Below are 13,655 nucleotides of genomic sequence, written 5' to 3' on the forward strand. Positions count from 1 at the left end.
AGGCGCAACATCATCGTGGGCTCTCCGCAGCCGAGCAGGCCGATGACGGTATTCTATGCGGCCGCGGCGCCCCCGCGAGAAGAGGCGCCTCATCCGACCCGCTTCAACCCTTTGGCATATTCACGCGAGCGGCGGACGTAATGATCCGCGCCACGGCGGATCCCCGCAATCGCTTCGTCGGTGAGCGGCCTGATCACGCGCGCGGGCGAACCGACAATCAGAGAATTGTCGGGGAACGACTTGCCTTCAGTCACGAGCGCACCCGCACCCACCAGCGAATTGTTGCCGATGCGCGCGCCATTGAGAATGGTCGCACCCATGCCGATCAGGCTGTTGTTGCCGATCGTGCAGCCATGCAGCATGACCTTGTGGCCGATGACGCAATCCGCGCCGATGGTGATCGGAAAGCCCGGATCCGTATGCAGCGTCGCGTTGTCCTGGATCTGCGAGCGCAACCCGAGTTCGATCCATTCATTGTCGCCGCGCAGCACCGCACCGAACCAGACGCTGGTGTCGGTCAGAAGCCGCACCCTGCCGATCAGAACCGCGGTCTCGGCGACCCAGTATTGCTTGTCGGCGGGGAATTCCGGGGCCTGCCCGTCGAGCTCGTAGATCGGCATGATCGCACTTTCAGGAAAATCGGTCGCTCAGACCATTCCGAGCGCAGCGACCGCTACCATAACGAATTTTCCGGACAACAGGCTCCAGCATCCTGCGACCACTGTTGCAATCATGGTGGAGAAGAAGCGGTCAGTTCCGGGCCGGCGCAGAAGGATTGCATCGCGCATGATGATGAAGGGCGCAGCGAAGACCAGAAACGGGACATGCGCCGCAGCCTTCGCCCCGGTGCCATCACCGAAGATGTTGAACGATGCCGGCCGCGCAGTGAGAAACTGATAGCCGGTCGCAACCGCACCGGCGACCGAAAAGCCCAGCAACAGGACATAGAGGGAATGCAGCGATTCCGCGGACACGATTGGCTCCCGCCGTTTCTTGGTCGAATCCATGACAAAGCCGACCGGCGCGCGCCAGCGCTTCGTTAAGAATTGGTTAAGAGCGGTAAATTCTTATCGCGCGGCGCGTCGGGGCGGTGCGCCTATACTGAAAATGATTCGCGAGCCGAGCCTGGAGAGCCGTCATGGCCATGACGCACACGCACGAAGCGCCCTATCCGAAGGCGCGCAAACGGCGGCGCCATCAGCCCCGTGGCACCCTGTGGCTGCCGATTGCGATTTTCATGGCGGGCGTCATCGTGGCCGGAAGCTGGGTCACCTACATCCTGTGGCCGCGCTGGCCCGCGGCCGACATGGCGGTCGATGCGCCGACGCTGCCGATTACGGTCAATGGCGTTAACTTCAACATCCCCCCGGCCGCCATCCGCAACAAGGTGCAGCGCAAGCCCGGCACCCAGGAACGTATCGATCTGGTCTTTCTCTGGCCCTCACTGACGCCGCCAGATCCTTCTGTGAAAGCCGGACCGGCCGCATCTGCGCAGGCCATCGATCGGGTGTTCGTCACTGTCGCCGCATTCGGCAACACATTGCCTCCGATCGAGCGCTTCAACACGATTTATCCGCGCTATCTCGAATCCAGCATCTCATCCACGCCGGACGGACTGACGCTGCGACCGTTCCGCGACGACTCGCCGTACAAGGGCGAGGACATCATTTTCAGCGACCGCAATCCGGGCCGCTTCATGGTCCGCTGCACCCGCGACGGCAATTCAGGTGCGGCCATCGGGATGTGCCTGTTCGAGCGACGCGTCGATCAGACCGACATTACCGTTCGCTTTCCCCGCGTCTGGCTGTCGGACTGGCCGTCGGTGTCGGAAGGTCTGGAGAAACTGATCAGGCAGATCAGGAGCGCCACGCGCTAGTGGGCGCGGCGCGCAACCGGAGACGACCTCTTACGGCTCGAGGTCGGTATCCAGAATCGACATGTTGAAGTTGTAGGACTTGTCGCCGTCCTCATCATCGAGGAACAGCACGCCGATGAATTCCTCGCCGATATAGACTTCGGCGGAATCGTCCTTCTTCGGGCGCGGCACCACGCGGATCTTCGGGTTGTCGAACAGCCGCTTCAGATACGCATCGAGTTTCTTGATTTCCTGGACGTCCACAATCGCCCCCCTCACCTGCTGCGGGTTTCGACGCAGGCGAACGCCCACGCAATTGGAAGCTCAATACGTCAGCTGATCGCCAGACGCAAAGCCGTAAATTCGAAAATGCGTCAGCTGCCGACGTCGAACAGCATGTCCATCCGACGCGACGGTTCGGCGCAGCCGGCCGTACCGACGACACGTGCCGGAACGCCTGCGACAGTGACATTGTTCGGCACCGGCTTGATAACCACCGAACCGGACGCGATCCGTGCGCAATGGCCGACCTCGATATTACCGAGAATCTTCGCCCCCGCCCCGATCAGGACGCCGCGGCGGATTTTCGGATGACGGTCGCCGTCTTCCTTGCCGGTGCCGCCGAGGGTAACGCCGTGAAGCATGGACACGTCGTCATCCACGACAGCCGTCTCGCCAATCACGATGCCGGTGGCGTGGTCGACGAAAATGCCGCGCCCGATCCTGGCCGCCGGGTGGATATCGCACTGGAACACGGCGGACGACCGGCTCTGCAGATACAGCGCGAAGTCCTTCCGCCCCTTGGCATAGAGCCAATGGGCAAGACGATGAGTCACGATGGCGTGGAAGCCCTTGTAGTATAGCACAGGCTCGATGAAGCGATCGGTCGCCGGGTCGCGATCGATGGTGGCGACAATGTCGGCGCGGAACGCATCGCCAATCGACGGCTCGTCTTCCAGCGCATCCGCATAGGCCTGACGGATCATCTCGCCCGACACGTCCTGATGGTCCAGCCGCTCCGAGGCACGATGCACCACCGCCGCTTCCAGCGTGTCATGGTGCAGGATCGTCGAATAGATGAAGGTCGCCAGCGCAGGCTCGGCGCGCACGATCGCATCGGCCTCCTCGCGGACTTTCGTCCAGACCGGATCGAGCTTGCCGACCGTGTTCGCCGGCTTGACCTGGTAATGCGCCATGGAGTGTCTCGCTTGTCGACTTTCGGACCTAACACATAAAGGTTGAAAATGATCTCCGCCACCCCGTCTTTTCATCGGGTCGGGACCATAGTTTCCGTGCATCCATAGAATAATATTCTACGACGCAATCCTATGTCCTTCGGAACACTGACATTTCGTCAGGACATGACGGCAGATCAGCGGCGATTGGTGCGGGCGAGGAAATCGATCACCGCCGTCGAGAAATGATCGTTGGCATCGCCGGCGACCATGTGTCCGGCATTGGCGACGTCGACATATTCGGCATGCGGGACGAGTTCGAGAAACTCCTTCGCATGCGCCTCCTGAACCAGTTCGGACGAGCCGCCGCGCACCAGCATGGCCGGCACCTTGATGTTGCGTGCCGCATCCAGCAACGATGCCTCCAGACGCTTGCGGTCCGGATCGAAGCTCTTGCGACCGTCCATGAAGCGCGGATCCCAGTGCCAGCGCCAGCGTCCGTCGGCGCCAAGGCGCAGATTCTTCTTCAGACCCTCCGTGCTTTTCGGCCGCGGACGATGCGGCAGATACTGGGCGACGGCATCGGCCGCCTCCTCGATCGTGGCGAAGCCCTCCTGCGCATGTGCGCGCATGAAGCCCTGCACCTTGTCGACGCCCTCGTAGTCAACCCGCGGCGTGATATCGACGAGCACCAGCGACGAGATCACGTGCTCTCCAGTGTCGCGGAACGTTTCGCCCTCGGCGATCATCGAGGCGATACCGCCCATCGACGCGCCAATGGCGAAGGGCTTGTCACCGTGCTTGTCCGACAGCTGACCGGCGACGGCTTTCACATCGCCTGCAAAGTTCGGAAACAGATAGGCGCCGTCCGGCACCCATTCGGAATCACCGTGGCCGCGCTGGTCGATGGCGTAGGCCGTAAAGCCCCGCCGTGCGAGTTCTGCCGCCGTCGACCGCCAGGCATGCCTCGTCTGGCCGCCACCATGCAGCAGCATCACCGCCGGACCTTTGTCTCCAAAAACATCTCCGACGAGGCGATTGCCGTTGGCGCCGGTGAAAGCGGCTTTCTCTGGCGTGACGTGTTTTGTCATATCGTTGGTACTACGCTCTTTCTTGGAGGAATTGCAGGACCGCGGCCTTGAAGGCCTTGTCGCCGACCGCAAGCATGTGGTCGCGCCCGGGTATCTCGAACGCGCGCGCGTTGCGCATCACCGCCGCGAGCTTGCCCGCCGGCCCCGCAACATCGTCCTTGGTGCCGACCGCGACCAGCGCGGGCGTTGCGATCTTTCCGACCTCGTCCTCCGACATCACCTGACGCGATCCGCGAATGCAGGCCGCGAGCGCACGACGATCCGACTTGGTCTGGTCGGCAAACGCACGAAAGGTTCGCGCCATCGGATCGGTCACGTCGGCGAGCGACGGCGCTTCGAGCGCCTCCGCGATGCTTTCTGGAAGCCCAACGCCATCGATCAGCTTGTAGCCGAGACCGCCGAGGATCGCAGAGCGCACGCGCGCCGGATGCGCGGCGGCGAGGAACGATGTGATCCGCGCCCCCATCGAGTAGCCGAACACATCCGCCCGCTCGATCTGAAGGTGATCGAGCAAGGCGCGAGCATCCTCCGCCATCTTGTCGGTATGGTAGTCGGACGGCTTATACAGCTTGGTCGATTGGCCATGCCCGCGATTGTCGAGCGCAATCACGCGGCGGCCGGCGCCGGTGAGCGTCGAGACCCAGCCGGGATAGACCCAGTTCACCTCGCGGTTCGACGCGAAGCCATGGATCAGAACGATCGGATCTCCCTGGCCCTCGTCGAGATAGGCAATCTCGACGGCGCCGTTCTTGAAGCTTGGCATGTCCTGGAGTTTTCGCCCCGTTGAAAGCGGGCGGAAACTACCCCTGAGCCGCTGCCGTTGCCAAGCGTCGCTGACGCAGGAGTTCCCGTTTTGCGCGGCGGACCTTCCGCCGCTGCAGACCTCGCCAGGTTGCGCGCTCGACCGCGCCCTTGGCGGCCGAGACAAAGCCGAACAGGGTCAGCGCGGCCCAGAGCACCCAGAGCGAGAGGTCGAAGGCGGCCACCGTCAGGGCGATCGCGCCGCGGCCAAGGAACTTCAGAACCGCCCGGGTCTTGCCGCCCTGCTTCTCAGCGAGCTTGGCCACCCTCGCCATTTCGCGCGGGCTGTCCGAAACCTTGAGGCCATCAAGCGCGGCGCGTGTACCGGCCTTGGCCTGCACCTCGCCCACATTGCGTGTCAGCCGGAACAGATCATCGGCCTTCTCGATCTTGACCGCCTCGCGTACCGCGCGAACCGTCGCCGCGGGACTCGCCACAGACGCCCCATCGACCGCCTTGCGCAGGGCGGGTCCGTCAACCACGGAGCGCAACGTGCGCGCGATCGCCTCGGTCATGCGCGCAGAAATCCGGCCGGTCTTGCGGGCGGCTTTCACGAGCGACAGACCAACCCGCGCCGGCGCTCCGGTTCCCATCGAGGCGTAGGTACCGGCCGTAACGGCGATACCCACGGCCGAAAGGCCGAGGATGAGGTGATCGGCCTCCTTGCCCTGCGCATAGCGCGAGCCTTCACGCAGGGCGTCACGAATGTCGCCGAATACAAAGAGGTCGCCGAGGGCGGTGCCAGCAAGACTGACAAGGTCGTCCGGTTCGCCGACGATCAGGCCGCGCGTGAAATTCTCGGCGGTCTTGAGCGCGCTCGCCGCTTTCGCGACGGCAGCGTCGACCCTCGCAACGAGTTCCGGCGCGACAGCGACGTTCCGATCGCGCGCAAGTTCGACAAAGCTCTGCGCCAGTTCGGCATCGTCTGCGGCAAGCGCTGCCTCGATCTCTCGCGTCGCCGCCTCGGTGTTGAAGGTCCGCGCCAGCTTGCGGTCGGCAAGCTCCACCGGATCGTCCTGCACAAGCAGAAGCCACCCGGACTCGATCGCCCGCGGCAACAGTGCAAGCGCGGCGATTCCGAAAATGCCGGCCGCGATCAGCAGAACCCGCATGCGCACAAGGGCAGCGCGCATCGGCTCGGCCGGAGGCTCGGGAATTTGCATGGGGAAAAGGGTCTCGGTACCCGGTTCAGCGCTTTTCAGAGATGTTGCTGTTTTTTGGGACTTTTCAAGGACCCAAAAAGCCAGCCCGCCCACAGGAACGCCGGGCGACGGCGCCCGGTTGCATGACCGGCGCGCCACTGGTTAACGGCGGCATTGATTAAGCCGGGATCGCGGTTATTGTGCCGCGCGAAAGCGTCGCAAAAATCACGCAGAATCGAAGGGTTAGCCGACCATGGCCGATCAGGGTGTTCCGCATTTCCAGAACGAGGCAGGCGTGCCCGTGATCGAGGTCGGATCGAAGGAATTCATGTGCATCGGCGCCCGGCCGCCGTTCGACCATCCGCACATTTTCTGCGACATGGGCGACGATAACGAGATCATCTGCGAATATTGCTCGACGCTCTACCGCCACGATCCGAAGCTCGGTGCGTTCGAATCGCGTCCCGCCGATTGCGCCTGGACGGATCCGAAGGCCGCATAAGTCCGCGCTCCGGCCGCCGTGGCATCCTCGCGGACCATCCTGATCGCGGGTGCCGGCATCGGCGGACTGACGGCGGCGCTGGCGCTGGCTCGCCTGGGCTATCGCGTCGTCGTAGTCGAGCAGGCTCCGGCTCTCAGCGATGTCGGCGCCGGTATCCAACTCTCTCCCAACGCCACCCGCATCCTCCAAGACCTCGGTGTCGCCGAGCGCGCGACGGCCGTCGTGCCGGAGGGGCTGTCAATCCGGCACGCCCGCACGGGCGCCGAAATCGCCTACATGCCGATCGGCTGTGCGATGGAGTTTCGCTACGGCGCGCCCTACTGGATGGTGCATCGCGGCGACCTTCAGGCAGCGCTCGCCGATGCGGTATCCGAACAGCCGGACGTGGTGCTGAGGCTAGGCACGAAGCTGGAAGACCTCGCCGTTCACGCCAAGGGGATCACCGCAAGTGTGCGCGACGCGCGTGGCGTGACGGACGAACGCGTGCCGGCGCTGATCGGCGCGGACGGATTGTGGTCGACCACCCGCGCGCAACTCGGTGACGAGACAAAGCCGATCTTCCGCAATCGCACGGCCTGGCGCGCGATCCTTCCCGCTTCCGAAGTACCGGACGAGTTTCGGCGGCCGATGACACGGCTGTGGCTGGGGCACAATGCGCACCTCGTTCATTACCCCGTCCGCGGCGGCACGCTGATCAATATCGTGGCCATCGTTGCCGACCGCTGGAATGCACCGGGCTGGTCAGCCCCCGGCGCACGCGACGAGTTGCTGCGGCATTTCTCCCGCGAGCGATGGGCGAAGGACGCGCGCACACTCGTCGAAACGCCGCTTACGTGGGCCAAGTGGGCCCTGTTCGACCGCGACGACGTCAGCTTTCCCGAACAGGGGCCGTCCACGCTGATCGGCGACGCAGCGCACCCGATGCTCCCCTTCCTCGCGCAGGGCGCGGCGATGGCGATCGAGGATGCCGCAGTCCTCGCCCAGTGCCTCGCATCGCCGTCCTCCGATCCGGAACCCGCCATGCGCCGCTACGAGGCGATCCGGAGAGCACGCGTCCGACGGGTCCAGCAGGCGGCGCTCGCCAACAGCCGCACCTATCATATGTCCGGCCCCGCCGCGCTCGCCCGCAATCTTGCGATGCAACTGATGGGCGGAGAACGGCTTCGCGCCCGCTATGACTGGATTTATGATTGGCGGCCGGGCTGACCCGGCAAGCGTCATAGATGCGGGGTCCACCCATGTTCGAGACGACGATTGCAGGTAGCCTGCCGAAACCGTCATGGCTCGCTGAACCCGAAAAGCTATGGGCCGGCTGGCGATTGAGCGGCGAAGCGATCGAAGAAGGAAAGCGGGACGCGACCATTCTAGCCGTTAAGCTGCAGGAGGATTGCGGCATCGACATCGTGTCCGACGGCGAGCAGGCACGCCAGCATTTCGTTCACGGCTTCCTCGAAAAGATCGACGGCATCGACTTCGCGAACAAGGTCGAAATGGGGATCCGCGCCGATCGCTACAAAGCGATGGTGCCGGTCGTCACCGCACCGCTGCGCCTCAAGGACCGCGTTCATGCGATGGAGGCAAGGGCTGCGCGTGCGCATACCTCCCGCAAACTGAAATTCACCCTGCCCGGCCCGATGACCATCGCCGACACCATTGCCGACCGCCATTACGGCGACCGTGTTAAGATGGCCTTTGCTTTCGCCGATTGTTTGAATGCGGAAGCACGCGCGCTGGAAAAGGACGGCGTCGATGTCATCCAGTTCGACGAGCCTGCGTTCAACGTCTTCATGCGCGAGGTCACGGACTGGGGGATCGAGGCGCTGCATCGCGCGACAGCCGGCCTCTCCTGCAAGACCGCCGTGCACATCTGCTACGGCTACGGCATCAAGGCCAATGTCGACTGGAAGAATACGCTCGGCGCGGAATGGCGCCAGTACGAAGAGATCTTTCCTGCGATCGCAGCCAGTCGAATCGATCAGGTCTCGGTCGAATGCCGCAACTCGAAGGTGCCGCTGTCGCTTCTGTCGCTGCTCAAAGGCAAGGACGTCCTGGTCGGCGTGATCGACGTGGCAACCGATACGGTCGAGACTCCGGAGGACGTCGCCGCAACGATCGAGGCCGCGATGCAATATGTTCCGAAGGAACGGATTGTCGCCTGCACGAATTGCGGCATGGCGCCGATGAATCGAGACATTGCGGAAGCAAAGCTGAAGGCGCTGGGTGACGGCGCGAAGCTGGCGCGGAAGCGGTTCGGCTAGCGGCACCAACAGGCGCGCTAGCGGTCCGCCCGCCCGAGCACGTCCATCAACTCCGCGATCTTCTTGCGCTGGTCCGCGCGATTGCCGGACGCGATCGCGCCCTCCACGCAATGCGCGACATGATCGCGCAACACTTCTTCCTCCACGCGCCGCAATGCGGCGCGTACGGCCGAGATCTGCGTCACGATATCGATGCAATAGCGGTCTTCCTCGACCATGCGCGTGAGCCCGCGCACCTGTCCCTCGATGCGCTGCAGCCTTTTCGTGACCTGGGTCTTGGCTTCCTTGTGCATGGCCGCTATATACCCCTACCGGGTATCGGTTGCAAGAGAGACGGACGGATGGCCAGCGACGGACACCAGCACCACGGATGCTGCGGCGGAAAGAGCAGTCACGCCGCGCACAACCATGACGCTGCCGGCGCCACCCTCCGCGATCCGGTTTGCGGCATGACGGTCGATCCGCACACCGCCAAGCATCGTTACGACCACCTCGGCCACCCCTATTATTTCTGCTCCGCCGGCTGCCGCACGAAATTCATCGCCGACCCGGACAAGTATCTGTCGCCGCAGGAGCGGAGGTCCGAGCCGGTGCCGGAAGGCACGATCTACACCTGCCCGATGCATCCGGAGATACGGCAGGTCGGCCCCGGCTCCTGCCCGATCTGCGGCATGGCGCTTGAGCCCGAACTGGTCACCGCCGACACCGGTCCCAATCCCGAACTCGCGGACATGACGCGGCGCTTCTGGATCGGCCTTGTGCTCGCGGCGCCGGTCTTCGCGCTGGAGATGGGATCTCACCTCGTCGGCGGACACGGCGTCGTGCCGCAACGCTGGTCGAACCTCATCCAGTTCGCACTTGCGACACCCGTCGTGCTGTGGGCGGGCTGGCCGTTCTTCGAACGCGGCTGGCAGTCGCTTGTCACACGCAATCTGAACATGTTCACGCTGATTGCGCTCGGCACCGGCGTGGCCTGGCTCTACAGCGTGATTGCGACCTTTGCGCCCTGGCTTTTCCCGGCAGCGTTCCGTGGCCATGACGGATCGGTTGCGGTCTATTTCGAATCTGCCGCGGTCATCACCGTGCTGGTGCTGCTCGGTCAGGTTCTTGAATTGCGCGCGCGTGAAGCAACATCCGGCGCGATCAAGGCTCTGCTCGATCTTGCGCCGAAATCCGCCCGCCGCGTCGATGAAACCGGCACCGAACACGAGATTTCCATCGACGAGATCGCCGTGGACGACCGCATCCGCGTACGGCCGGGCGAAAAAATCCCGGTCGATGGCGAGGTAACCGAGGGACGATCCACCGTCGATGAATCGATGGTGACGGGGGAGCCGATGCCGGTCACCAAGGAACCAGGCTCCAGCGTGGTCGCCGGCACCATCAACCGCAGCGGCTCCTTCGTATTTCGCGCCGAACGGGTCGGCCGCGACACCCTGCTCGCCCGGATCGTGCAGATGGTCGCGCAGGCGCAGCGCTCGCGCGCGCCGATCCAGCGGCTCGCGGATCAGGTCGCCGGCTGGTTCGTACCTGCCGTGATTGCGGTCGCGCTGATCGCCTTCGCAGCGTGGGCGACATTCGGACCCGAACCGCGCTTCGCCTATGGCCTCGTCGCCGCCGTCTCGGTGCTGATCATTGCCTGCCCCTGCGCACTCGGGCTCGCGACACCGATGTCCATCATGGTCGGCGTCGGCCGGGGCGCGCAGGCCGGCGTCCTGATCAAGAATGCCGAAGCGCTCGAGCGCATGGAGAAGGTCGACACGCTCATCGTCGACAAGACCGGAACGCTGACCGAGGGACGCCCCGCCCTGACCGGCGTGACCGCAGCACCGGGATTCGACCACAACGACGTGCTGCGGCTCGCAGCCAGCGTGGAGGCGGCAAGCGAACACCCGCTCGCGCTCGCAATCGTTACCGCGGCGAAGGAGCGCAATCTCGCACTGACCCCCGTGACGAATTTCGACTCGCCGACCGGCAAGGGCGTCGTCGGTGTGGTCGATGGAAAACGCATCAATATCGGCCAGAACAGATACTTCGCCGAAATCGGAATCGAGACCGAGGCTCTTCGCGCAGAGGCCGACCGCCTGCGCGGCGATGGCGCCACCGTCGTGTTCGTTGCGATCGACGGCAGGCTCGCCGGCCTTCTCGAGATTTCAGATCCGATCAAATCCGAAACGCGTGCGGCGCTCGAAGCGTTGCGCGCGGACAATATCCGCGTGGTCATGCTGACCGGCGATAACGGCACGACCGCACGCGCCGTCGCGCGAAAGCTAGGCATTGCCGATGTCGAAGCCGAAGTCCTGCCTGACGGCAAGGCTGCCGTGGTGGAAAAGCTGCGTCGCGAGGGTCGCGTGGTCGCGATGGCCGGCGACGGCGTCAACGATGCGCCCGCGCTTGCCGCGGCCGATGTCGGGATTGCGATGGGCACCGGCACCGATGTCGCAATCGAAAGCGCCGGCGTCACGCTGCTCAAGGGCGACCTGACCGGAATCATGCGCGCGCGCCGTCTGTCGGAGACGGTGATGCGCAATATCCGCCAGAACCTGTTCTTCGCGTTCGTCTACAACGCGGCCGGCGTGCCGATCGCCGCGGGATTGCTCTACCCCGCCTTCGGCCTCCTGCTGTCGCCGATCGTTGCGGCGGCAGCCATGGCGCTGTCGTCGGTCAGCGTGGTCGGTAACGCGTTGCGATTGCGAAAGGTGCGGCTGTAAGCACGCTCGGCGTCAGAAGACGGCGAGATATTTCAAAAGCGACAGCACGCCGATGATGATGACGATGATGCGTACGATCTGCTTCGCGCGGCCGTCGATCGGCAGCATATTGACGAGATAAAGAACGAGAATAACGACGAGAAACGTGATCAGGATACTGATCAAGGAACCCATGGCCGGTCCTTTCAAATGGCGCGAGCAAGGTCCTGCGGCGCGCCATCCATAATATCCGTCCGGCGGAAAAGTTCCACGAGCAGCTTTTCCATGAGCAGCTTTTCCATGAGCAGCTCTTCCATAAGCCGCTCTGAACGAGCCACTATCGAACGGCGCGCTCGGCTGCGGTCCGGTACTTCAGCGTACAGTTGCGCTCGCCGCCGGTCGTCTCGATCTGACGCAGGTCGCCGGCAACGGTGTTGTACTCGTTCTGATAGGCGATCGCGACCGCGAGCTCACCGCCGGTCCCCTGCCTCGCTCTTTGCATGAGATCAGCAAGCTCGCGCTCGCGCTGCAGCAGCTTGGTGCCTTCCTGATTGAGCTGGTCGCAGCTGTAGAGCTGGAATTTGCCGGGCCGGCTGGCGTGAAGCTCGGCCTCATGGCCGGCGCATCCCGCGAGAAAGGCAGCGGCCAGGGTGATGAGAGGCGCGATGGTGTAACGGCGAGAGGACATGGCGCTCGATTAGAGATCAATTCTGGCAAAAGACGGATGCGGTCGTGTTGCGCCTTTGATCTTCTGGTGCGGACGGAGGGACTCGAACCCTCACGAGGTTACCCTCAACGGATTTTAAGTCCGTTGCGTCTACCATTCCGCCACGTCCGCTACGGGGAAACGCGCCGCACCATGGCGCAGCGGATGCTGCGCCGCAAGCCGATCACCCGCCCTCACGGATCGGGGGCTGGAACGCAAGTCCGGTGTCCCAGGGGAAGAAGATCCAGGTGTCCTGCGACACCTCGGTGATGAAAGTGTCGACCAGCGGCCGTCCCATCGGCTTGGCATAGACGGTCGCGAAATGCGCCTTCGGAAGAAGGTCGCGCACCACCCGCGCGGTCTTGCCGGTATCGACGAGGTCGTCGACAATCAGCACGCCCTCTCCGTTGGCATGGCTGCCGCTGGTGACGGCCTCGGCGATGCCCTTGAGCACCCGAAGCTCGCCCTGCCGGCCCACTCCGGACCCGCTATAGCTCTCCACGCAGACCGTCTCGATCATGCGGACATTGAGTTCGCGCGCGACGATCGCGGCCGGCACAAGTCCGCCGCGCGTCACGCAAACGATCGCGCTGAACGGACCGGCGGCGACGAGCCGCCAGGCGAGCGCGCGCGCATCGCGGTGGAACTGGTCCCACGACACCGGAAAATGCTTCGGCGCGCCCGGATTTGCTTCTGCCATCATCATACTCGTCCCCCGGCAACGCTCTCGCCATGCCTTGGCGGAGGCATGCTGCCAACGGCAGGAAGCGCCGGTCCACAGAAAAAATCGGGAAATTCGTCAGGCCCGGTTCAGCACGAAATCGAACCGCCCCACGGACTCGGCGGCGAACCGCAATTCGAGCTCGCGCCGGTAGAGCGGATCGCGGCGGTTTTCCGCCTCTCCGGGGAAGTAGAGCTGGGTGGTCAGGACCGGGCCATGTGCCGCCTGGACCTTCACGTGGTAATGCGCGGTTCGCCCGGTATAGCGGGCCGGCCTGATCGTCAGGAAGCGATAGCGGCCCTGCGCATCGGTGAACTGGTGGCCGCGGCCGCGAAAACCGCGGTTGTCGTAAGCGCCCTCCGCATCCGCATGCCACAGGTCGACCAGCGCGTTAGCAACCGGCTTGCACGCGCGGGTCAGGACGAAGCCGGTGACCACCACCGGCGTGCCCTTCAATTCGGTCCGCAGATCGGACCGCAGCGGCGATTTCGGCTTGAAGAACGGGCCCTCGGTCTGCGCCAGGGTCGCCGTTGGGTCGGCGCCGCATTCCGGCGTTGGCGCGAGGTCCTGTCCGAAGGCCAGCCCCGGCAGAACAAGGTCCGGTAGCGCGAAGCCGGCGAAGGCACCGGCTCCCATCATGAGAACGCTACGTCGCGGGTGATGCTGTTCGCTCATTGCCGGATCAAACCGGATCGTTCGGGCGATTTCACGGCG

At 64.1% G+C, this 13,655-nt stretch carries 17 protein-coding genes and 1 tRNA gene; 5 read left to right on the forward strand and 13 right to left on the reverse strand.

The genetic code is table 11. The features are described from left to right. Window positions 1-89: 89 nt before the first annotated feature. Window positions 90-620: a gamma carbonic anhydrase family protein gene (locus VNZ93_RS04710; protein ID WP_325700774.1), complete on the reverse strand. Its 531-nt coding sequence runs from the start codon at window positions 618-620 to the stop codon at window positions 90-92. Between the two features lie 27 nt (window positions 621-647). Then, window positions 648-974 carry a DUF6949 family protein gene (locus tag VNZ93_RS04715; protein ID WP_325700776.1) on the reverse strand — a complete coding sequence of 109 codons (327 nt, stop codon included), beginning with the start codon at window positions 972-974 and terminating at the stop codon, window positions 648-650. A gap of 164 nt (window positions 975-1,138) precedes the next feature. Between VNZ93_RS04715 and VNZ93_RS04720 the strand changes: the two genes are divergently transcribed. Then, a complete protein-coding gene (locus tag VNZ93_RS04720) occupies window positions 1,139-1,876 on the forward strand; it encodes a hypothetical protein (RefSeq protein ID WP_325700779.1) in 738 nt (245 codons plus the stop codon). Between the two features lie 30 nt (window positions 1,877-1,906). On the opposite strand, the gene VNZ93_RS04725 is transcribed toward VNZ93_RS04720, so the two are convergent. The 5 genes from VNZ93_RS04725 to VNZ93_RS04745 form a co-directional block, all read right to left on the reverse strand. Beyond that, window positions 1,907-2,119 (reverse strand): DUF3126 family protein, encoded by a 213-nt coding sequence (locus VNZ93_RS04725; RefSeq protein ID WP_325700782.1) that lies wholly within the window; start codon window positions 2,117-2,119, stop codon window positions 1,907-1,909. 110 nt (window positions 2,120-2,229) lie between these two features. Then, window positions 2,230-3,051, reverse strand: a complete 822-nt coding sequence (cysE, locus tag VNZ93_RS04730) for a serine O-acetyltransferase (RefSeq protein ID WP_325700785.1) — start codon at window positions 3,049-3,051, stop codon at window positions 2,230-2,232. A 176-nt stretch (window positions 3,052-3,227) separates the two neighbouring features. Next, on the reverse strand, window positions 3,228-4,121 hold the full coding sequence (locus VNZ93_RS04735) for an alpha/beta hydrolase (RefSeq protein ID WP_325700788.1): 894 nt from the start codon (window positions 4,119-4,121) through the stop codon (window positions 3,228-3,230). 10 nt (window positions 4,122-4,131) lie between these two features. Beyond that, window positions 4,132-4,884, reverse strand: a complete 753-nt coding sequence (locus VNZ93_RS04740) for an alpha/beta hydrolase (protein ID WP_325700791.1) — start codon at window positions 4,882-4,884, stop codon at window positions 4,132-4,134. A gap of 37 nt (window positions 4,885-4,921) precedes the next feature. Further along, a complete protein-coding gene (locus VNZ93_RS04745; RefSeq protein ID WP_325700794.1) occupies window positions 4,922-6,055 on the reverse strand; it encodes a hypothetical protein in 1,134 nt (377 codons plus the stop codon). Window positions 6,056-6,317: 262 nt separating this feature from the next. Here VNZ93_RS04745 and VNZ93_RS04750 point away from each other — a divergent pair, with 262 nt between their 5' ends. From VNZ93_RS04750 to VNZ93_RS04760, 3 genes are read left to right on the forward strand one after another with little or no spacing between them, the layout of a single operon-like run. Continuing rightward, the gene (locus VNZ93_RS04750) at window positions 6,318-6,566 is read left to right on the forward strand and encodes a zinc-finger domain-containing protein (protein ID WP_325700797.1); all 249 of its coding nucleotides are present in this window, start codon (window positions 6,318-6,320) and stop codon (window positions 6,564-6,566) included. 18 nt (window positions 6,567-6,584) lie between these two features. After that, window positions 6,585-7,772, forward strand: a complete 1,188-nt coding sequence (locus tag VNZ93_RS04755; protein WP_325700800.1) for an FAD-dependent monooxygenase — start codon at window positions 6,585-6,587, stop codon at window positions 7,770-7,772. A gap of 32 nt (window positions 7,773-7,804) precedes the next feature. Then, complete coding sequence (locus VNZ93_RS04760; RefSeq protein ID WP_325700803.1) at window positions 7,805-8,824, forward strand: methionine synthase; 1,020 nt, start codon at window positions 7,805-7,807, stop codon at window positions 8,822-8,824. Window positions 8,825-8,841: 17 nt separating this feature from the next. Here VNZ93_RS04760 and VNZ93_RS04765 read toward each other — a convergent pair whose 3' ends face one another. Beyond that, complete coding sequence (locus tag VNZ93_RS04765; RefSeq protein WP_325700806.1) at window positions 8,842-9,117, reverse strand: metal-sensitive transcriptional regulator; 276 nt, start codon at window positions 9,115-9,117, stop codon at window positions 8,842-8,844. Window positions 9,118-9,165: 48 nt separating this feature from the next. Between VNZ93_RS04765 and VNZ93_RS04770 the strand changes: the two genes are divergently transcribed. Further along, entirely contained in the window at window positions 9,166-11,535 is a 2,370-nt protein-coding gene (locus VNZ93_RS04770) for a heavy metal translocating P-type ATPase (protein ID WP_325700809.1), read from the forward strand. Window positions 11,536-11,547: 12 nt separating this feature from the next. Here the strand turns inward: VNZ93_RS04770 and VNZ93_RS04775 are convergent, their stop codons facing one another. From VNZ93_RS04775 to VNZ93_RS04795, 5 genes are all read right to left on the reverse strand, one after another. After that, on the reverse strand, window positions 11,548-11,709 hold the full coding sequence (locus tag VNZ93_RS04775; RefSeq protein WP_325700812.1) for a Thivi_2564 family membrane protein: 162 nt from the start codon (window positions 11,707-11,709) through the stop codon (window positions 11,548-11,550). Between the two features lie 142 nt (window positions 11,710-11,851). After that, window positions 11,852-12,202: a hypothetical protein gene (locus tag VNZ93_RS04780; RefSeq protein WP_325700815.1), complete on the reverse strand. Its 351-nt coding sequence runs from the start codon at window positions 12,200-12,202 to the stop codon at window positions 11,852-11,854. Window positions 12,203-12,266: 64 nt separating this feature from the next. After that, a tRNA-Leu gene (locus VNZ93_RS04785) sits at window positions 12,267-12,352 on the reverse strand. Window positions 12,353-12,404: 52 nt separating this feature from the next. Next, window positions 12,405-12,926 (reverse strand): xanthine phosphoribosyltransferase, encoded by a 522-nt coding sequence (gene gpt, locus VNZ93_RS04790; RefSeq protein WP_325700818.1) that lies wholly within the window; start codon window positions 12,924-12,926, stop codon window positions 12,405-12,407. A gap of 93 nt (window positions 12,927-13,019) precedes the next feature. Then, window positions 13,020-13,616: an intradiol ring-cleavage dioxygenase gene (locus tag VNZ93_RS04795; protein ID WP_325700821.1), complete on the reverse strand. Its 597-nt coding sequence runs from the start codon at window positions 13,614-13,616 to the stop codon at window positions 13,020-13,022. Window positions 13,617-13,655: the final 39 nt, after the last annotated feature.

The organism is Pseudorhodoplanes sp., assembly GCF_035565795.1.
GTDB lineage: Bacteria > Pseudomonadota > Alphaproteobacteria > Rhizobiales > Xanthobacteraceae > Pseudorhodoplanes.